Raw genomic sequence first — 19,746 nt, forward strand, 5'->3', positions numbered from 1 at the left:
TCATCGCACCTGTTCATCCCGCGGGGCGCGACGCGGCGATCGAGCGGCGCCCCGTAGCAAGGCTAAGCGTGACAGCCGTTGTAGGACAGCGGAAACCGCCTCGGCCGGGTCAGCCCGCGGCGGGCAGGTCGAGGACGAAGCTCGCCCCCCCTTCCGCGGCGGCGAGGGCGATCGTCGCGCCATGGGCGTCGAGCAGCGAGCGGGCGATCGTCAGGCCGAGGCCGGTGCCGCCCTCCGCGCGACGGGTGGTGAAGAACGGCTCGAACAGCCGCGCCGCATCCGCCTCGGCGATGCCGGGTCCGTCGTCGGCGACGCGGAGCAGCACACGGCCGTTCGCAGCCTCGCCACCGATCGTCACCCGGCCGGCACCGGCACGGCGGCTGTTGTCGACCAAGGTCGCGATCACCGTCTCGAGCGCGGCGGCCGGCAGGGCGACCGGTGGCAGTGCGGGGGCAAGACCGACCTCCACCACGATCCGCTGCTGCGCATCGGCGATACGGCCGAGGATGGGCCCGATCGCCGCCGCCGCGCTGGGCGTCGCGGCGGTCATGTCGGCACGGGCGAGATCGAGCAGGCGGGTGACGAGCTGCGCCAGCCGCCCGGCATCGCCATCGATATGGGCGAGGAAACGGGCGCGCTCCGCCGCGGTCATCGTCGGCCCATGGTCCTGCAGCAGCTCGATCGCGCCGCGGATGCCGGCGAGCGGCGTCTTGAATTCGTGGCTGACCGCATAGGCGACGTCGCGCAGGTAGCGCGAGCGACGCTCGATCGCGGCGGCCATGGTGGCGAAATCGGCGTAGAGGCCCTGGATCTCGATCGCCGCGGTTGGCGGCACCTCCGGCACGCTGCCATGGCCGCCGGCGACCGCGCGGGTGGCGGCGCCGAGCCGCTCGATTGGCCGCGTGATGCCGCGCGAGATGACGCCGCTGAGCAGCACGAGCAGACCGAAGATGACGAGGATGCCGAACGCGATCTTGCCGCGATCCTCGTACAGCCCCTTGAACAGGGCACGCGCCGATCGCGACAGCAGCAGCACGCCGACGACGCGGCCGTCGACGACGATCGGCCGGGCATGGTGGATGCGGATCGCCGCGGCGCGCGACAGCCATTCGAAGCGATAGACCGCCTGATAGCCACCGTTGCGGCGCAGCACGGTGCGTGGGATTCCGGCCCGCGCCGCGGCGACCTCCGGCAGGGCGGCATAACTGCCCGCCGGGGCACGGCCGGCGACGAGGCGGCCGTTGCGGTCGAGCAGCAGGATCGACGCCAGCGTGGTCGCGCCGGTCTGTGCGAGGACGGGCGTGAGACGGCGACCGGCGGCCTGCGCGTCCGGTGCGGGTGGCGGGGCCGGCGCGGGGGCGGGCCGTTCGGGCAGGATGGTGGCGGTGGACAGGTCGACTTCGGCGGGGTCGGTGCGATTGGCGGCCATTGTCCCGCATGCGGTCCTGCGCAGGCAGGAACCCGGAACCCCGGGCGGCACCTTCTGTGATGCTGGGCTCCGGCGTCTGCAGGAGCACGGCGACGCGGCGGGTGCGGCCGGCCAGTCCACCGCCGCGGCCGCCGCCAGCGCCGCACCCTGGGCGACCAGCTCCGCCTCGGTCTGGCGGACCAGCGTGTTCTCGTAGACGCGCAGGAAGATCGCGCCGAACCCGGGCAGCGCCGCGACCAGGAACAGGGTCGCGAACAGGATGGTGCGCAGGTGCAGGCGCGGCCAATGGCGCTTCACCCTGTCCTTGAGCGCGGCGATCATCCGGGCGCACCGGCGCACGGCCCGAGGCGATAGCCGATGCCGGGCCGAGTCTCGACCACGTCGCCGCCGCCGACGCCAGCGAACTTGGCGCGCAGGTTGCGGACGTGGCTGTCGATCGTGCGATCGGTGATCGCAAAGCCGGGGCCGTGCAGCCGGTCGATGATCGCGTCGCGGCCGAACACCTTAGCCGGCATCGCGGCGAGCGTGCGCAGGATCGAGAATTCGCTGACGGTCAGCGGCACCTCAATCCCGTCCCAGCAGGCGCGCCAGCCGTCGAGATCAAGGCTGAGCCGGCCGTGGCGGATCGGTCCGGCGGCGCCCGCCACGGCGGGGGGACGCGCGGCGGTGCGGCGCAGGATCGCCATGACGCGCGCCACCACTTCGCGCGGGGAAAAGGGTTTGACGACATAATCGTCGGCGCCGAGCTCGATGCCGAGGATGCGGTCGATCTCGTCGTCGCGGCTCGACAGGAACAGGATCGGCACCTCGCCCCCGGTGCTGCGCAGGCGGCGGCACACCTCCAGTCCGTCGAGGCGCGGCATGTTGATGTCGAGCACGACGAGATCGGGCGCGGGCACCGACGCCGCGGCGGCGAGCGCCGCCTCGCCATCCGCCGCCTCGACCGTGTCGAGCCCCGCCTTGGCGAGCGCGAAGACCAGCAGGTGACGGATGTGCGGATCGTCATCGACGACCAGGATGGTACGGGGCATGGGACAGGGGATCATCCGAACGCTCCCTTCCGTCAATTGCCGCAATCGCGGCCGAGCGGCGCCGGCGGCGCATCGCGACCGATCGCGGCGCGCGCGGCGGCGAGGCGGCGGGCGCCGCGCCAGGTCCAACGATGCCAGTCGGCCTGGCGGCAGGCCAGCGTCGCCACCGCCCGGTCGCGCAGGGCGATCACCTGCGGCCGCAGCCGCGGACCGGCGCGCCGTTCGAGGACAAGAAGTGGCGCCAATGCCGAGGGGCCGAGATCGTGGAGATAGGCGAGGTCGACCTGGTCGGCGCGGGTGGCGTGGCGGACGGTCCAGCCGGCGGCGAGCTCGCCGTAGTCGACCAGGGTGGAGGCGGCGAGCACGAGCAGCGCGGCGAGCGCATTGGCATTGACCAGCCAGCCGAGCGAGCGTCGCGCCAGCCACTGCCAGGCGATCAGGCCGACGCCGCACGCGACCAGCGCCATCCACACCAAGGCGGCGAGGCGCAGCGTGGTGAGCATATAGGCATCGACATAGTCGAGCAGGCGCAGGATGCTGGACGCGACGAGCAGCAGGGTCTGGGCGAGCCAGAGCAGCACCAGCCGCCGGATCGCGGGGCTGGCCGCGGCGGCGCTGCCCGGCCGCAGCGCGCCGGTGACGAAGGCGGCGGCGAGCAGCGCGACGAGGATCAGCGTATAGGCGCCCTGATGCGCATAGCCGGCCAGGGTGACGCCGGCCGGCAGCGGCGCCCCGCTCCACAGGAACAGCAGGTCGAGCGCATTCTGGATCGCGAAGACCAGGTTGAACACCGCCAGCGAGACGGTGAGCGTGGCCAGCGGCAATGCCAGGTCCAGAGGGCGCGCGCGGCCGCTGCCGACCCAGCGCAGGCTGCGCGGGCGCAGCGTCGCCCAGGCGAGCGTCGCGATCGCGGCTAGCGTCACCGCATGGCCGACCAGCCGGTCGATCGCGGGCGGCTGGATCGCCTCCAGTGCGGCACCGATCAGCGGATTGGCGAGCGCGAAGAGCAGCAGGAAGACGGCGCCGCCGGCCAGCGGCAGGACGATCAGCGACATCGGCAGCGGCGCGCGGCCGCTACGCCCCGCCTGCGCCCGCGCCGCATCGTGCAGCGGCGCCGGGACGGCGAAGACGAGCTGGCTGGCGAGCCGGGTCGCCCAGCGCGCGGCATCGTCGAAGCGATGACGCGGCAGCAGCGCCGCGCTGGCAAGCGCGATCCAGAACAGGCACCAGGCGATCGGCCCCGGTGCGTTGACCAGCACCAGCGCCATCGCGCCGGCGATCGCCAGCGCCATCAACGGCACGCCGCGTCGCAGCGCCGGGATGCAGGCGGCGGCGAGCAGGCACCAGGCGAGCGCGAAGCCGCCGAGCGTCGCGCCGAAGCCGCGATCGAAGAACACAAGGTCGAAGGCGAGCGCCAGCGCGCCGGCGGCGGCGATCTTGGCGAGGAAGGCGCCGCGCGCGGCGATGGGACGGGATTGGGGCAAGGCACGATGCTCCGTCAAAGAGGCGGGATCGTGCGGTGATGAAGGCGCGGCGTTCAGGGCGTGCCGGTGACGGCGTCACCGGTCGATGGGGATGATGTGCAGGATCCGTGCAGGAGAGCGTACGGCCGGTTACATTGCACGCCCGCCGAGGGTGTCCTTCGCCACGCCTCCGCGCCTCCGCGCGAACCGATCTCCGCCCTCTTGGACCAGCGGCAGGTACCTCAATCCCGCCCGGGCTGCACCCGCGTCATCGCCAGCGCGGCGAGCAGCAGCGCGCCGGCGGCGAAGACCAGGGTCCAGATCGGCGCGGTCGGGAAGAAGTGCTTGGTGATCGAGCCCATCACCGTCGCGACCAGCAATTGCGGCACGACGACGAAGACGTTGAACAGGCCCATGTAGATGCCGAGCTTGCGCTGCGGCAGGCTGGAGGCGAGGATCGCATAGGGCATGGCGAGGATCGACGCCCAGGCGATGCCGATGCCGATCTCGCTGGCCAGCAGCCATTTGGGGTCGGTCACCAGAAAGAAGCTGGCGAAGCCGGCGGCGCCGCACAGCAAGCCGACGATATGGGTGCGCGCCTGGCCGATCCGCCGCGACAGCAGCGGCAGCAGGGTCAGCGCGGCGACCGCGGCGATGCCGTTATAGGCGGCGAACAGCACGTCGACCCAATTGGCGCCTTCCTGATAGAGCGGGCTCGCCGCATCGGGCGCGCCGAAGAAGCGGCCGGCGACGATCGGCGTGGTGTTGATCCACATGATGAACAGCGCCGACCAGCTGAAGAACTGCGCCACCGCCAGCCGCTTCATCAGCACCGGCATGCCGGCGAAATCGCCGACGATATGGCCGAGCAGGCCGGGGCTGCGCCCCGCCTTCGCGCGCGCCACCGCGATCATGCCGGCAAGGCCGTAGGCGACGAACAGGCCGCCGAGGACATAGACCTCCTTCTCGAGCCGCTGCGTCGCGACGATCGCGACGATCAGGACGCCGGCGGCGATCCAGCGCAGGCTGGCGAGCGGATTGCGCGCGGCGAGGATGCGGACGACATGATCCGCCTCGTCGGGATCGGCGGCGCCATGGAAGCGCGCCATCTCCTCGGGGGCATATTCGCGGGTGGTCAGCACCGTCCACAGCACCGCCAGGACCAGCGCCGCGCCGCCGAACCAGAAGGCGAAGCGCACCGTGTCGGGGATGCCGCCCGCCGCCGCCTGGTTGGAGACGCCGAGATGTTCGAGCAACCAGGGGAAGATCGAGCCGAACACCGCGCCCGCGCCGATGAAGGCGGTCTGCACCGCATAGCCGGCGGCGTGCTGATCGCGGTCGAGCATGTCGCCGACGAAGGCGCGGAACGGCTCCATCGAGATGTTGAGCGAGGCGTCGAGCACCCACAGCATCAGCGCCGCGACGAGCAGCGACGGGCTTTCCGGCATGACGAACAGCGCGAGGCCGGCGAGCAGCGCGCCGGCGAGGAAATAGGGCCGCCGCCGGCCGAGCCGGCCGAGCCAGGTCCGGTCGCTCAGATGGCCGATGATCGGCTGGACGAGCAGGCCGGTCAGCGGTGCGGCGATCCACAGCGCCGGCAGATCGTCGAGGCTGGTGCCGAGCGACTGGAAGATGCGGCTCATGTTGGCGTTCTGCAGCGCGAACCCGATCTGGATGCCGAAGAAGCCGAACGAGATGTTGAACAGCCCCGCCCAGCTCTGGCGCGGGCGGCGGGCGAACGTATCGGTCATGCAAGGTCCTTCAGCGCCGCCGCATGCGGCGGGAAATTGAGCAGGCAGCCGTCGAGCAGCGCGTCGATCGCGGCGAGGTCGGCGACCGGCGCCGCGGCGCGCAGGCGGCCGGCGGGCGGGAAGGTGCCATAGCCGGCGAACAGCACCTCCCACGACATCGGCGCATAATAGCCGGCGAGATCGCGGCTCTCGACCAGGGCGGCGACATCGCGACCGGTGAACCAGGCGGTCATGATCGCCTTGAGATCGTCGGACAATCGGTCATGCCCGGCATTGTCGCGCCAATAGGGCGTGTCGGTGCGGCGGTTGAGACGGTAATGCGCGACGATATAGTCGCGGATTCCCTCGTAGCGGCGGGCGATGCGCGCGTTGAAGCCGTCGCGATCGCGCGGCGAGCGGCCGCCCGCGTCATAGGCACGGATAAAGCCTTCCACCGTCGCCTGGACGAGGTGCAGCGCGGTCGCCTCGAGCGGCTCGATGAAGCCCTGCGCCAAGCCGATGGCGAGGCAATTGCCCGCCCAGCTGCGCTCGACGCGGCCGACCTTCATCGTCAGGTGGCGCGCCGGCGTCGGATCGTCGAGCCGGCCGAGGTGACGGCGCAACTCCATCTCCGCCGCGTCCGGCGACAGGTAGGAGGAGGCATAGACATAGCCGTTGCCGGTGCGCGCGGTCAGCGGGATCGCCCAGGCCCAGCCGGCCGACAGCGCGGTGGCGCTGGTATGGGCGTCGAGCGTTGCGCCGCGTGGGGTCGGCATGACCACGGCACGGTCGTTGAACAGATTCTCGGCGAAGGGGCGGAAGGGCACGCCCAAGGCCTGCTGCAGCAACAGGCCGCGAAAGCCGCTGGCGTCGACGAACAGATCGGCGGCGAGCGGATCTTGGTCGCGCAGGGTCAGGCTGGCGATGTCGCCCGTGTCGGCGACGACCACGGCTTCCACGTGCGCGCGGACATGGCGGACGCCACGGCGGATCGCCTCGGCGCGCAGCACCTCGCCGACCTTGTGCGCGTCGAAATGGTAGCCGTAGCCGACCGGGAACGGGAAGTTCGGCGGCGCGACGGGCGCGCGGCCCGCGGCGGCGAGGCGGCTGTTGAGGAAGAAGCGATCGGGATGCGCGGGCACGTCGGCACCGGTGCGGCGGGCGTGCGCGCTGGCGTGGAAGGCGGCCTGGGTGTGGAGGTCGACCGCGCCGGCGAAGGGATGGAAGTAGGCGCTGCCCGGCTCGCCCCAGCCGTGGAAGGCGATGCCGACCTTGTAGGTCGCATCCGCGGCCGGCATCCAGTCGGCCTCTGCGATGCCGAGCCCGTCGAACAATGCCTTGAGTTGCGGGGTCGAGCCCTCGCCGACGCCGACGATGCCGACGTCGGGGGATTCGACCAGGGTGATGGCGGCGTCGGGCCAGGCCTTGGCCATCAAGCACGCCGCCATCCAGCCGGCGGTGCCGCCGCCGACGATCGCGATGGTCGGCGCGGAGGTGGCGGCCGCGCCGGTCACCCCTGCCCTCCCAGGTCATTCCCGCCCAGGCGAAAATCCAGAGAGGCTGCGGTTGCGCTTCCAGCCGTGACCGCCGCGCGTCTGGATCCCCGCCGGCGCGGGGACGACGGTGCCGGTAGGTCCCCTGCCTTCGTCACCCCGGACTCGTTAAGGGGTCCACCGTGTCGCAGACGCCACGCGCGTTGCGAGCGTGGCGGGGTGGATGCCGGAACGAGTCCGGCATGACGAAAGAATATGGGGCGGGCGAGCGCGATTCCCCGCCGCGCTCGAGGAAGAGGCACGGGATGCCTCCCGCTCACCTCTTCCCCTTGCCGGCCGCGACGAAGCGGATCGCCTGGCCGCCTCCGGGAGCGAGGGTGAGGGTCAGCGTGTCGCCCTTCTTCACCGGCCGCTTCTCGATGGCAATCGCGTGGCGCGCCTCGGTGCGATAGTCCGCGCCGTCGCCGTCGCGATAGATTTCTGCGGTGTAGCTCCTGCCGCCGTCGAGGAAGTCGAGCGGCACGGTCAGCGTCCGGCCGGCCTCGTTGGTGATGCTGCCGAGATACCAGTCGTTGCTTGCACTGTCCTTGCGCGCCACCGTGACATAGTCGCCGACCTCGCCGTTCAGCACGCGCGTGTCCGACCAGTCGACCGGCACGTCGCGGATGAACTGGAAGGCGTTCATGTGCTGCGCGTAATTCTCCGGGGTGTCGGCCGCCATCTGCACCGGCGAATAGATGACGACGTAGAGCGCCAGCTGCTTGGCTTCGGTCGACATCAGCGTGCTGCCGCCCTGGCCGGTCAGGCTGAGCATGCCGGGGGTGAAGTCCATCGGCCCGCCGAGCCATTGCGTGAAGAACATATTGGCTTCGTGGTTGGGCGGGTTCTTGCCCGGCCAGGCGTTATATTCCATGCCGCGGCCGCCCTCGCGGCTCAGCCAATTGGGATAGGTGCGGCGCAGGCCGGTGTCCTTGACCGGCTCGTGGCTGTCGATGCCGACCTTGTACTTGGCGGCGGTCTGCACGACGCGCAGATAGTGGTTCACCATCCACTGGCCCTCGTGCCATTCGCGCTTCTTGGTGCCGTCCGCATCGACGCGCTCGATCTGGCCGGCGTCGGTGACGTAGCCGGTCTTGACCACCGGGATGTCGTGGTCGCGCGCGAAGGCAAAGGCGCGATCGAGCTGCGCGTCATAATGGCTCACCGAACCGCCGGTCTCGTTATGGCCGACCAGGTGGACGCCCTTCGCCTTTGCGTAGCGGGTCAGCTCCGCCGCGTCGAAATCCGGCGTCGGCGTGTCGAACTGCATGTCGTTGCCGTTGCCCAGCCAATCGCCGTCCCAGCCGACGTTCCAGCCCTCGACCAGCACGCCAGGAATCCTGTTGGCGGCGGCGAAGTCGATGTACGTCTTGACGTTGGCGGTGGTCGCGCCGTGCTTGGGCCCGGTCGCCCAGGTCCAGTCGCCCTTGATCATCTTCCACCATACGCCGACGAACTTGGCCGGCTTGATCCAGCTGACGTCGCCCAATTTGTTGGGCTCGTTGAGGTTGAGTTCGATGTGGCTCATGTACAGGCCGGGCGCGTCGTCCGACAGGATCATCGTCCGCCATGGCGAGGCGAAGGGCGCGGTGCGCGTCACCTTGGGCGCGCCGGCGCCGGGGGTCAGCGAGGCCTTCAGCGTGTTGCCTTCCGACCGGGCGAGATTCATCGCCGCATAGTCGACCAGTGCCGCCTCGTGCAGCGCGGCATGGGTGCCGTCGGCGAGCTTGACCGTCATCACCGTCTGCGCGGTGCCGACCGCATCGAGCGGCGTCTTGTTGTAGAGATATTCCTCGCGGTTCCACTGGTACGCCGGCTTCCACCACGCCGTGCCACCCTGCGCGAAGGCGAATTCGGTCAGTTCGTCGGCGATGTTGGCGGTGTGCAGGTTGGGCTGGTCGGGGAAGCTGTAGCGGAAGCCGATGCCGTCATCGAACAGGCGGAAGACGACGTCCATTTCACGCTTGAGGCCGGTCTTCTCGCGGAAACGCAGCGTCAGCTCGTTGTGGCGGTCGCGGATCGTCTTCCACTCGCCATAGGGCTGGTTCCAGCTGCTGTCCGACGACGCCTTGGACTGGCCGATCAGTTCGACGTTGCGCTCGATCTTCGGCGCGTCGGTGAACATGATGCCGAGCCGGCTGGGATTGAGGATCGGCTTGCCGTTACGGGTCACGGCATAGGTCGGGCGCCCATCGTTGTCGAAGGCGATGGCCAGCGCGATGCGACCGTTCGGCGAAGTGGCGGTGGCGACCGGCTTCAGCTGGCCATTCGGATTCTGCGCAACGACGCTGGTATCGGTCTGGGCATGACCCGCCGTGGCGGCCAGTGCCAGCGCCATCGCGGCGCCGAGTGTCCAGGGGTTCATCGTGCCTCTCCAATGCTTTGCGCGATCAATGCGCCATATCCGTCGAAATGCCAGCCCTGTGTCGCGGACTCGCGCAGCGGGCGCCAGCGATCGGGGTCGGCCGGCGCCCAGCGCTGCGGTTCGGGCGACAGGTTGAAGACGCAGAGCAAGGTCTCGCCCTCGCCGCGCCGCTCCAGCACGAGCATCGCCTCGCCCGCCTCGACGACGCGAATGTCACCGGTGAGCAGCGCGGGATGCGCCTTGCGGAAGGCGAGCACGTCCCGCGTCCAGTGCAGCAGCGCATGCGGGTCGCGCTCCTGCCGGTCGACCGCGAGGCCGGCGTGATCCGAACCGATCGGCAGCCACGGCGTCGCGGTGGAAAAGCCGAGGCCGGGCGCATCGGCGGCCCAGGGCATCGGCGTGCGCGCGCCGTCGCGCGACAGGGTGCGCGGCCAGTTGGCGATCGCCTCCGGATCCTGCAGCTGCTCGAACGGCACGTCGACCTGGGTCAGGCCGAGCTCTTCGCCGTAATAGAGGAAGATGTTGCCGCGCAGCGAGGCGAGCAGCAGCATCTTCATGCGCGCGAAGGCATGCGCCTGCTCCGGCGCCGTCCAGCGCGAGATGGCGCGCGGCGCGTCGTGGTTCTCGAACGCCCAGCTCGGCCAGCCCTGGCCGTCGGCCTCCGGCCATTTCGCCACCGCCTCGGCGACGACCGTCGGGGTCAGCGCCTCGGCATAGAGGAAGTCGAAGCCATAGGCGCTGTTGAGCCGGCGTCCCTCCGCCGTGAACAGCTTCATCTCGCGATCGCTGTCGGCGCCGCCGACCTCGGCCACGGTGAAGCGCGCGTCATAGCTGTCGAACAGCGCCCGGATCCGTTCGAGAAAGCCGGGGATGGCGTCGTGGCTCTGGTTGTAGACGTGGAGCTGGAAGTCAAACGGACGGGTGCGGACCTTGCCGTCGTCGGGCGCCGGCGGATTGTCGCGCAGGTCAGGGTCGAACATCATGAAGTTGATCGCGTCGAGGCGGAAGCCGTCGACGCCGCGCTCCAGCCAGAAGCGCGCGATGTCCAGGAAGGCCTGCTGCACGTCCGGATGGTGGCCGTTGACCTGCGGCTGCTCCTTCAGGAAATTGTGCATGTAATATTGGCCGCGGCGCGCGTCCCAGGTCCAGGCCGGCCCGCCGAACACCGATTGCCAGTTGTTGGGCGGCGAGCCTTCCGGCTTGGCGTCGCGCCACACGTACCAGTCCGCCTTGGGATTGTCGCGGCTGGCGCGGCTTTCGGCGAACCAGGGATGCTGGTCGCTGGTGTGCGCCCAGACCTGATCGACGATCACCTTCAACCCCAGCGCATGCGCGCGGGCGACGAGCGCGTCGAAATCGGCGAGCGTGCCGAACACCGGATCGACGTCGCAATAATCGGACACGTCATAGCCGAAATCGGCCATCGGCGAGCGGAAGAAAGGCGACAGCCAGACCGCCTCGACGCCCAGGCCGGCGACGTGATCAAGATGCGCGGTGATGCCGGCGAGATCGCCGATGCCGTCGCCATTGGCATCGGCGAAGCTGCGCGGATAGATCTGGTAGATGGTCGCGCCGCGCCACCAGGGTCTGGTATCGGTCATCGGTCGGCCTTCAGCGCGCAGATCGCATAAGAGAGGGGGGCAAGGGTGACGGACAGGCTGCCCGGCGCGGACACGCGCGCGGCGCAGCCGCCGCCGGCGAGCACGCTCGCACCGGTGGCGGCGGTGCCGACCTCGACCTCGCGGGTCAGGGGCTTGGTCGCGGTGTTGAAGGCGAGCAGCACTTCCGCGCCCGTCGCCGGATCGATCCGCGACAGCGCGACGAGGCCGGGCTGGTCGCTGCGCGCACGGAGCGTTTCGGTGCCGCGGGTGAGCGCCGGTGTCGCGGTGCGCAGCTTCGCGAGCGCGGCGATCTCACGATAGAGGGGATGGTCGCGGCCGAAATGCGGCGTCGCGGTGGTGGTGGTCGTGCCGAGCAGGTGGTTGTCGTTGTAGCTGGCGGTCTTGCTGCCGAACTGATCCTCGCGCGCGTCCTGGTCGTTGCCGTCGCCGACGAAGCCCTGTTCGTCGCCGGCATAGATGGTCGGCACGCCGCGCAGTGTGAGCAGCATGGCGTGTGCCAGCCGGACGCGCTGCAGCAGTTCGTCGTCGCTGATCAGCGGCATGACGCTGCGGATCGCCATCGCCAGCCGGCCGGCATCGTGGTTGCTGACGAAGGTCGGCAGCTGCACCGCGGTGTCGTAGCCGTGCGCGTAGAGCGCGTCGCCCAGAGTCAGTTTGTCCCAGGCGCCCGGCTCCTGCTTGCCGGTGACGCTTTCCAGGATCGCCTGACGCGTCGCGAAGTCGAGCACGCCGGGCAACTGGTCGACCACGGTGTGGCGGGCGAGCAGGCCGACGTCGAGCGTCTCGTACGCGACCTCCCCGAAAATGTGGAAATTGGGGATGCCCTTCGCCTTGGCGCGCGCCTGCATCGCCGGCACGAACGCCTGCCAGAAGGCCGGCTCGACGTGGCGGGCGGTGTCGATGCGGAAGCCGTCGATGCCGAACCGGTCGATCCAGCCGCCGTAGATGTCGATCATCCCGGCGAGCACGCGCGGGTTCTCGGTCATCAGGTCGTCGAGCCCGCTGAAATCGCCCATCGTCGCGCTTTCGTCGGCGAAGGTCGTGTTGCCGCGATTGTGGTAGTAGATCGGATCGTTGAGCCAGGCGGGCACCTTCACGGCCTTCTCTGCCTCGGGCACGAAGGGGGTGTAGGCGTAGCTTGGGTCGGTCAGGTGCGCGAAATTGGCCGGGCTGCGATCCTGGTCGCCCGCGAAGCCGGCATTGATCGCTGGGCCGGTGACGCCGCCGCGGCGCTGATACGGGTAGTCGGCGCGGCTGCGGTAGGGGCAGTCGTTCTTGCCCACGCATTCGCGGTACTGGATCACGTCGGCGGTGTGGTTGACGACGATGTCCATATAGACCTTCATGCCCCGCTTGTGCGCGGCGGCGACGAGGTCGGCGAAATCCTGGTTGGTGCCGAAATGCGGATCGACCTGGGTGAAGTCGGTGATCCAATAGCCGTGATAGCCGGCGGATTGCTGGCCGGGGCCGCCCTGCACCGCCTTGTTCTTGAAGATCGGCGCGACCCAGATCGCGGTGGCGCCCAGCCCCTGGATATAGTCGAGCCGGCGCGTCACGCCCTTCAGGTCGCCTCCGTGATACCAGCCCTTGGCGGTCGGGTCGTAGCCGGTGACGCTGCGGTCGCCCGTCAGGCCGCCGCGGTCGTTGGACGGATCGGCATTGTCGAACCGGTCGGGGAGCAGGAAATAGATCACCTCGTCCTGCGGCAGGCGGGCGCGAAAGTCGGTCGCGGCCTGTTGCGCGGCGGCGGGTGCGGCGAGGCCGGTCATCGCCAGCAGCGCGGCGGCCAGCGCGGCGTAAGATTTCGCCGATCGGCGCATGTCATTCCCCTCCCGGTGGTCTTCCCAGTCGGCGCGGTCCATGCCGCGCTTGGTCGACGCCTTCTGGGAAAGCGGCGCGCACAAGCCAAGCGCAGGGCATACGTATTCACATGCGGCACACCCCCTGCCCTTCCGCCGCGCATCCCCTTGGTCTATTGCACCATCATGACGGCCAGGACGCGCAGCAGGGGGGCAGGCGACAAGCCGACGTCGTTCGACATCGCCGCGCTGGCCGGCGTCTCGCAGCCGACGGTCAGCCGCGCGCTGCGCGGCGACCCGACGGTCAGCGATGCGACGCGGATGCGGATCGAGGCGATCGCGCACCAGCTCAACTACAAGGTCGACAAGAACGCCTCGTCGCTGCGCCGCGGCCAGGCGATGACCATCGCCCTGCTGTTCTTCGAAGACCCGATGCCGGACGGCACCTACATCAACCCGTTCTTCCTTTCGATGCTCGGGTCGATCCTGCGCACCTGCGCGGCGCGTGGCTACGACCTGCTGACCTCGTTCCAGGACCTGTCCGCCGACTGGCACAAGGATTATGAGGACAGCCGCAAGGCGGACGGGATCATCCTGCTCGGCTATGGCGATTACGAGGTGTATAAGGCGCGGCTGGAGGCGCTGCGCGCGCAGGGCACGCATTTCGTGCGCTGGGGCTCGGTCGATCCCGACGGGCTGGCGACGACGATCGGCAGCGACAATCTGGCCGGCGGTCGCGCCGCAGGCGAGCATCTGATCGCGCGCGGCCGGCGGCGGATCGCCTTCATCGGCCAGGCCGACGACCATTATCCCGAATTCCGCGACCGCTATCAGGGATTGCAGACCGCGTTGCGCGCGGCGGAGCTGCCGGTGCATCCGGGGCTGCACGCCGATGCGCTGTCGGTCGAACAGGGCGGCTATGAGGCGATGCAGCGGCTGATGGCACGCGACATCCCCTTCGACGGGCTGTTCGCCGCCTCCGACCTGATCGCGCTCGGCGCGATGCGGGCGCTGGCGGAGGCGGGGATCAAGGTGCCCGATGACGTGTCGGTGGTTGGTTTCGACGACATCCCCGCCGCCGCGACGACGCAGCCGCCGCTGACCACGGTGGCGCAGGACTATCGCCGCGCCGGCGAGGTGCTGGTCGACACGCTGCTGCGCCGCATCGCGGACCAGACGACGCAGGCCGCGCTGCTGCAGCCGCGGCTGGTGGTGCGCGGCTCGAGCTAGCCCCGCGGCCTACCGCCGCATCGCGCAATGCTGCGCAACATAGGCGCCATGCTGCGGCAGCGCGCCCGCCTCGCGACGGTAGAGCAGGGGCAGCGTCTCCATATATTCCGCCAGATCGGCATCGGGAATCGCATCGGCGAGCGGATGGTGCGCGCGCGCCGTGACCCCCTGCCCGACCAGCACCTGCAGCCAGCCGTCCTCGGTGAACAGTTCCTCATGCTCGCGGGTGATGACGCCCGCTTCGCGCCACAGGTCGATCTTCGCCTGCAGCGTGTCGGGCAGTGCCATCGCGCGGCATGCTTGCCAGAAGGGCTCGTCGCGACCGTTGGCCCAATAATGGAGGATCAGGAAGTCGCGGATCCGCTCCATTTCGAAATCGGCCTGGCGGTTGTATTCGCGGCGCAGCGCATCGGCGACGGGCATGGCGGGGAGCAGCTTGACCAGCCGCGCGATCGCCGACTGGATCAGGTGGATGCTGGTCGATTCCAACGGTTCGAGAAAGCCGCTGGCAAGGCCGAGCGCGACGACATTGTGGCGCCACGCCTGGCGCCGGCGGCCGGTGACGAAGCGCAAGGGCCGCGGATCGCCGGTCGCCTCGCCGTCGAGATTGGCGGCGAGCGTCGCCGCCGCCTCGTCGTCGCTGGTGAAGGCGCTGCAATAGACATGGCCGTTGCCGGTGCGATGCTGCAGCGGGATGCGCCATTGCCAGCCCGCCGCGCGCGCGATCGCCCGCGTATAGGGGAGCGGCGCGCCGCTCCCGGTGCTCGGTTGCGCGACGGCGCGGTCGCAGGGCAGCCAGCGCGACCAATCCTCATAGCCCGTCGCCAGCGCGCCCTCGATCAACAGGCCGCGGAAACCGGTACAGTCGAGGAACAGGTCGCCCGCGACGCGCCGGCCGTCGTCGAGCAGCAATGCCGTAACGTCGCCGCTGTCGCCGTCGCGTTCGACCGTGGCGATCACCCCCTCGATCCCCTCGACGCCGCGGTTGCGCGCGAAGCGGGCGAGATAGGCGGCGTAGAGGTTGGCGTCGAAGTGAAAGGCGTAAGGGATCGGCGGGATGGTGCGCGCGGTGAGCGGCGGGCCGCGATGGACCTTGCCGGCGCGGGCCGCGACCTCGTTCATGCAATAGTCGCCGAGGGGGCCGGCGACACCGGCGGCGCGGGCGCGCAGCCAGTAATGCTGGAACGGCACCGGTCCGACGTCGCGGCCGACATCACCGAAGGCGTGCATGTAGCTGTGCCCCGGCGCGGTCCAGCCGTCGAAGGCGATGCCGAGCTTGAAGGTGCCGCCGGTGGCGCGCAGGAAGGCATCCTCGTCGAGACCGAGCGCCTGGTTGAACAGGCGGATCTGCGGGATCGTCGCCTCGCCGACGCCGACCGTGCCGATCGCTTCGGACTCGACCAGGCGGATGGTGACATGCTCGCCGAGCAGATGGCCGAGTGCCGCCGCCGCCATCCATCCTGCGGTGCCGCCGCCGGCGATGACGATCGTGGTGGGGGTCATGGGTGGCATCCTCTGGTTTGCCGGTCGTCATGCCGGACTGGTTCCGGCATCCACGGTGTCGCGCACGCAGCGGCCGGCCATTTTGCGGAACGGTGGCCCCCGGAACAAGTCCGGGGTGACGGTGGTCGCAACAAAAAGGGCTGCCGCCGGGTCGCGGCGACAGCCCTTATAGGCGGGGAGGAAAGGATCAGAACTTGTAGCTGATACCGATGTAATAATCGCGACCGTAGCGCTGGTAGTCGATCACCTGGCGCGGATCGTTGTTCTGATAGGTGATGAACGGACGATCGGTCAGGTTCTTGCCCTGCGCGAGGATCGAGAAGCCCTTCAGGAAGCCGCTCTGGCACTCGTAGCCGATCTGGGCATCGAGGATGCCCTCGCTCTTCGCCGTGCGGTAGGTCGGGCTAGCCGACAGACCCGCGACCTCGGCGAGGAAGCTCGACCGGTAACGATAGTTGGCGCGCGCCTGGAAGCCCCACTTTTCGAAGTAGAGCGTGCCGCTCGCCGTCCAGTCCGACAGACCAGGCAGCGTGATCGTCGTGTTGTTGGCATATTTGATCGAGGAGTCGGTGTAATTGCCGGTGACGAACACGCCGAAACCGTCGAGCGTGCTGGTGATCGCCTTGAACGGCAGCGAGATCGTACCCTCGACGCCGAGCACCTCGCCGCGCCCGGTGTTGGCGGGGGCCGAGACCGGGCCCGTCGTGCCGCCGATCTGCGTGACGATCGCCTGCTGCGCCGGCGTCAGGCCCGGCAGCAGCGACGAGAAGTCATAGGCGTAGCTGTTGTTCGGATCGACGAAGTCGGTCAGGTGCTTGAAATAGCCCGACAGCGCGACATAGCCGCCACCGGCGAAATACTTCTCGAACGACAGATCGATGTTGGTCGACTGATAGGGCCGCAGCGCGACATTGCCGCCCGACGAGCTGAACACCGGGTTGAGCGCGACATTGGGGTTGTTGGCGACGATGTTGGCCACGTTGACCGACACGTCCTGCGTCACGCGCTCCTGGTCGAGGCGCGGCCGGACCATGGTCTGCGAGGCGCCCATCTTGATGTAGCCGCTCGGAATCAGCTCGACCGCCAGCGTCGCGCTGGGCAGGAAGTTGGTGTAGTTCACCTTCTGGTCGGCCGGCGCGATGGTCACGACGCCGTTGTTGACCGACGCGATCTGACCGGTGCCGCGCTGCTCGCTATGCACGACCTGCGCACCCAGCGACCCCTTGACGTTCTTGCCGCCGAGCTGGCCGTCGATGTTGATCTTGGCATAGCCGGTCCAGACGTTCTCGGTGACGACATTGTCGCGCACCAGCGAGCTCGGCCGGTTGTCGTAATAGCTGTTGTAGGCGTTGTTGTAGAGATACAGCGGGTTGAGCGCGAGCATCGCCGGCACGCCGAGATAGGCGAGCGGCACGTTCTCGCCGAGCAGCGCCTCTGCCGGGATCGCCGCTGAGGTCGGCGTGCCGCTCGTCACGGTGCAGTTGCTGCCGGCACCCTTCGGGCAAAGGAAGTAGGACTGATAGGCGCTGGTCTTCTGACGGCGGCTGTAGTTGGCGCCGACTTCCCAGCCGCGGACCAGCGAGCCCTCGAATTCGCCGTTCAGGCTGGCGCGCAGCGACTTCAGGTCGTCCTTGAAGCTCGGCTGGTTGAGGAAGCCCGCCTGCACCACCGCCTGCGTGCCGTTATAGCCCCAACCCTGCGGGTCGGTCAGGCGCAGGATGCTGGTGTTGGTGTAATCCAGCGTCGGCACGATTGAATAGGTGCCGTTGCTGTTCTGCGACACGCGCACGGTGTCCGCCGGGCCGGAGCCGCCGTAGCCGGTGCCGGTATAGGTCTCGAGCAGGAAGTCGGTGCGCTTGGCGTGGCTCCAGCTCGCATCGACGTTGAGGTGGATGCTGTCGCTGAGCTTCAGGTCGTTGTTCCAGCCGAGCGAGAAATTGTCCGCCTTGCGCTGATTGTAGTCGTTGCGCTGGATCGCGTGGACGCCGGTGAAGGTCGCGCTGGTCGCAAAGCCGTTGCTGACGCCGCCGATCGCCTGGTTCGCCGCCGACACGTTGCCCGCCAGCGGGAATTCGATGCCGCGCAGATGCTGCGTTTCCTCGAAGTGCGAATAGAGGCCGTCGAAGGTCGAGTGGAAGTTCTCGGACGGCTGCCATTCGATCGTCGCGACGCCGCCGTAGCGCTTCAGCTCGTTCGACTGGACATAGGGCTTGGCGCCGCTGAGCACATAGGGGCTCGCCGCGGTGCCGGCGCCGTTATAGCCCCAGGCGTTGTAGCGTTCGTCCTGCGACGGGGTCTGCGTCGCCGAGACGCCGAGCGCGATGCCGAGCGTGTCGCCGGCGAACTTGTCGACATAGGTCGCCGAGGCGCGATAGCCGTAGCGCGACGAATCCGGGTTGAGGCTGTCGATGCCGTTCATCTGGCCGCGCGCGTTGATCGCGAAGACGCGGCCCGGCTGGTCGAGCGGGCGCAGCATGCGCAGATCGACGGTGCCCGAGATGCCGGCCGCGATCAGCGAAGCGTCGGCCGACTTGTAGACGTTGACGTTGCGGAAGAATTCCGACGGATACTGGTCATATTCGACGCCGCGGTTGTCGCCGACCGTCACCTGCTCGCGGCCGTTGAGCAGCGTGGTCGAGAAATCGGGACCGAGGCCGCGGATCGACAGGCGCTGGTCGCGGCCCTCGAGGCGCTGGGCGGTGACGCCCGGCAGACGGGCGAGCGAGTCGGCGATCGACACGTCGGGCAGCTTGCCGACGTCTTCGGCCGAGACGCTGTCGACGATCAGCGTCGAGTCGCGCTTGATCTTGGCGGAGCTCGCCAGGCTGGCGCGGATGCCGGTGACGACGATGTCCGAGCCGCCGTCGTCCTGCGTCGCATTGGCGACGGTCTGCGCCTGCTCGGCGTCCTGGTTCGGGGTCGGCTCGGCGGCCGGCGCCGGCGCCTGCACCGTCGCGGCGGCGGGCGGGTTGGCGTTGGGCGACTGCGGGTTGGGGACTTCCTGCGCGAAGGCGGCGCCGCCGGTTACCAGGAACAGGCTGCCGAGGCCGACGGTGGTGGAGCGGAGCGCGCAGCGGGTGCGCAGCGAAAACGACGGAACGGAACGGGACACGAGAAGAATCCTCCCCCTTGGGTGCTGCCATGCCCCCGCCCCCTGGCTTGGGAGGACGATCGGCCGGCGTGATGCTCGCGCTTGTGAACAAAGGGAGATTATGTGCCAACGCGGCCACATACGTATTCATGCGGCGTCGCAGCCGCGTTGCATTCCGGCAACAGAGCGACCGCGTCAGCCGGCGGCGTCGAGGAAGGTGTTGACGGTCAGCCGCCCGCTCAACGGATCGTCGCTCAACGCCATATCGGGCGGAATGAAGGCGCAATGCAGCGTGTTCGAGCGGTAGAGGATGGCGCGGTTGAAGCGGCCGCGATGCACCGCCAGCTGGTCGAAGACGGGCGTGTCGCCGGCGATGTAGCTGGCGTCGGGCAGGCCGTGGCGGGCGAGATCGGCATCGAGCGCCGCGCGATAGGCGGGCAGGCGCGCGGCATCGACCGATTCGAAGCCGGTGCTGCGCTGGCGGTAGAAGGCGGTGCCGCTCGATTCGTCGGGCGACAGGAAGTGGAGCAGCGCGAGCCGGTTCGGCGACACTTCGTCGAAATGCGGCAGCCGCTGGATCGGGGCGAGCCGGGCGGGCGGCGTGGTGACGAGCGAATAGAAGGCATCGACCACCTCGGTCGCGGCGATGCCGAACACGTCCGCGACGACCGGTGCGATCGTCGCCAGCATCGGCCGCAGGATCGCTGGTGCGACGCGGGCGCGGACGCCGGGATAATGTTCGCCGATCGGCGCGAAGGACAGGAAGCCGGCATCGTCGCGCAGCATTTCGGCATCGGCGAAATCGTCGAAGACGACGACCGGCTGACGCTCCGCGCCGTGATGGGTGACGGTGATGCTGGCGGTCATGCGCCGGTGCACCCTGCGAGTCTTGACAGAATTGACGCCTGAACGCGCAATCTTCGACCCCAATCCCGGACGCACCAGTCACGG

General features: G+C 69.3%; 12 protein-coding genes. 1 reads left to right on the forward strand and 11 read right to left on the reverse strand.

Going from position 1 to position 19,746, the window contains the following annotated elements; genetic code table 11:
* Window positions 1–109: 109 nt before the first annotated feature.
* The 8 genes from D9601_RS09175 to D9601_RS09210 all read right to left on the reverse strand — a co-directional run bounded on the left by D9601_RS09175 (window position 110) and on the right by D9601_RS09210 (window position 12,992).
* On the reverse strand, window positions 110–1,768 hold the full coding sequence (locus D9601_RS09175) for a sensor histidine kinase (RefSeq protein WP_332837956.1): 1,659 nt from the start codon (window positions 1,766–1,768) through the stop codon (window positions 110–112).
* A complete protein-coding gene (locus D9601_RS09180; protein ID WP_232474020.1) occupies window positions 1,747–2,460 on the reverse strand; it encodes a response regulator transcription factor in 714 nt (237 codons plus the stop codon). The genes D9601_RS09175 and D9601_RS09180 overlap by 22 nt, the downstream gene beginning before the upstream one ends.
* A 32-nt stretch (window positions 2,461–2,492) precedes the next feature.
* On the reverse strand, window positions 2,493–3,944 hold the full coding sequence (locus D9601_RS09185) for a DUF4153 domain-containing protein (protein WP_232474021.1): 1,452 nt from the start codon (window positions 3,942–3,944) through the stop codon (window positions 2,493–2,495).
* Between the two features lie 221 nt (window positions 3,945–4,165).
* Window positions 4,166–5,674 carry an MFS transporter gene (locus tag D9601_RS09190; protein ID WP_198353692.1) on the reverse strand — a complete coding sequence of 503 codons (1,509 nt, stop codon included), beginning with the start codon at window positions 5,672–5,674 and terminating at the stop codon, window positions 4,166–4,168.
* Window positions 5,671–7,167 carry a tryptophan halogenase family protein gene (locus tag D9601_RS09195; RefSeq protein ID WP_198353694.1) on the reverse strand — a complete coding sequence of 499 codons (1,497 nt, stop codon included), beginning with the start codon at window positions 7,165–7,167 and terminating at the stop codon, window positions 5,671–5,673. The genes D9601_RS09190 and D9601_RS09195 overlap by 4 nt, the downstream gene beginning before the upstream one ends.
* A 295-nt stretch (window positions 7,168–7,462) precedes the next feature.
* Window positions 7,463–9,550 (reverse strand): glycoside hydrolase family 97 protein, encoded by a 2,088-nt coding sequence (locus D9601_RS09200; RefSeq protein WP_198353696.1) that lies wholly within the window; start codon window positions 9,548–9,550, stop codon window positions 7,463–7,465.
* Window positions 9,547–11,151 carry an alpha-glucosidase gene (locus D9601_RS09205; protein ID WP_198353698.1) on the reverse strand — a complete coding sequence of 535 codons (1,605 nt, stop codon included), beginning with the start codon at window positions 11,149–11,151 and terminating at the stop codon, window positions 9,547–9,549. Before D9601_RS09205 ends, D9601_RS09200 begins: the two co-directional genes overlap by 4 nt.
* The gene (locus tag D9601_RS09210; RefSeq protein ID WP_198353701.1) at window positions 11,148–12,992 is read right to left on the reverse strand and encodes an alpha-amylase family glycosyl hydrolase; all 1,845 of its coding nucleotides are present in this window, start codon (window positions 12,990–12,992) and stop codon (window positions 11,148–11,150) included. Before D9601_RS09210 ends, D9601_RS09205 begins: the two co-directional genes overlap by 4 nt.
* Before the next feature lie 165 nt (window positions 12,993–13,157).
* Here D9601_RS09210 and D9601_RS09215 point away from each other — a divergent pair, with 165 nt between their 5' ends.
* Window positions 13,158–14,201, forward strand: coding sequence for a LacI family DNA-binding transcriptional regulator (locus D9601_RS09215; RefSeq protein ID WP_198353703.1), 1,044 nt, complete (start codon window positions 13,158–13,160; stop codon window positions 14,199–14,201).
* 9 nt (window positions 14,202–14,210) lie between these two features.
* Here the strand turns inward: D9601_RS09215 and D9601_RS09220 are convergent, their stop codons facing one another.
* From D9601_RS09220 to D9601_RS09230, 3 genes are all read right to left on the reverse strand, one after another.
* Entirely contained in the window at window positions 14,211–15,704 is a 1,494-nt protein-coding gene (locus D9601_RS09220; protein ID WP_198353705.1) for a tryptophan halogenase family protein, read from the reverse strand.
* 187 nt (window positions 15,705–15,891) lie between these two features.
* Entirely contained in the window at window positions 15,892–18,816 is a 2,925-nt protein-coding gene (locus tag D9601_RS09225; protein ID WP_332837958.1) for a TonB-dependent receptor, read from the reverse strand.
* Window positions 18,817–18,990: 174 nt separating this feature from the next.
* On the reverse strand, window positions 18,991–19,662 hold the full coding sequence (locus tag D9601_RS09230) for a DUF6445 family protein (RefSeq protein ID WP_198353707.1): 672 nt from the start codon (window positions 19,660–19,662) through the stop codon (window positions 18,991–18,993).
* Between the last annotated feature and the right edge of the window lie 84 nt (window positions 19,663–19,746).

The organism is Sphingomonas sp. MA1305, from assembly GCF_016107325.1.
Classification (GTDB): domain Bacteria; phylum Pseudomonadota; class Alphaproteobacteria; order Sphingomonadales; family Sphingomonadaceae; genus Sphingomonas.

Coding starts and splice junctions, on each gene's coding strand:
- D9601_RS09205 (WP_198353698.1), bottom strand. CDS start 11,151: ATGACCGATACCAGACCCTGGTGGCGCGGCGCGACCATCTACCAGATC.
- D9601_RS09220 (WP_198353705.1), bottom strand. CDS start 15,704: ATGACCCCCACCACGATCGTCATCGCCGGCGGCGGCACCGCAGGATGG.
- D9601_RS09230 (WP_198353707.1), bottom strand. CDS start 19,662: ATGACCGCCAGCATCACCGTCACCCATCACGGCGCGGAGCGTCAGCCG.
- D9601_RS09215 (WP_198353703.1), top strand. CDS start 13,158: ATGACGGCCAGGACGCGCAGCAGGGGGGCAGGCGACAAGCCGACGTCG.
- D9601_RS09210 (WP_198353701.1), bottom strand. CDS start 12,992: ATGCGCCGATCGGCGAAATCTTACGCCGCGCTGGCCGCCGCGCTGCTG.
- D9601_RS09200 (WP_198353696.1), bottom strand. CDS start 9,550: ATGAACCCCTGGACACTCGGCGCCGCGATGGCGCTGGCACTGGCCGCC.
- D9601_RS09180 (WP_232474020.1), bottom strand. CDS start 2,460: ATGCCCCGTACCATCCTGGTCGTCGATGACGATCCGCACATCCGTCAC.
- D9601_RS09190 (WP_198353692.1), bottom strand. CDS start 5,674: ATGACCGATACGTTCGCCCGCCGCCCGCGCCAGAGCTGGGCGGGGCTG.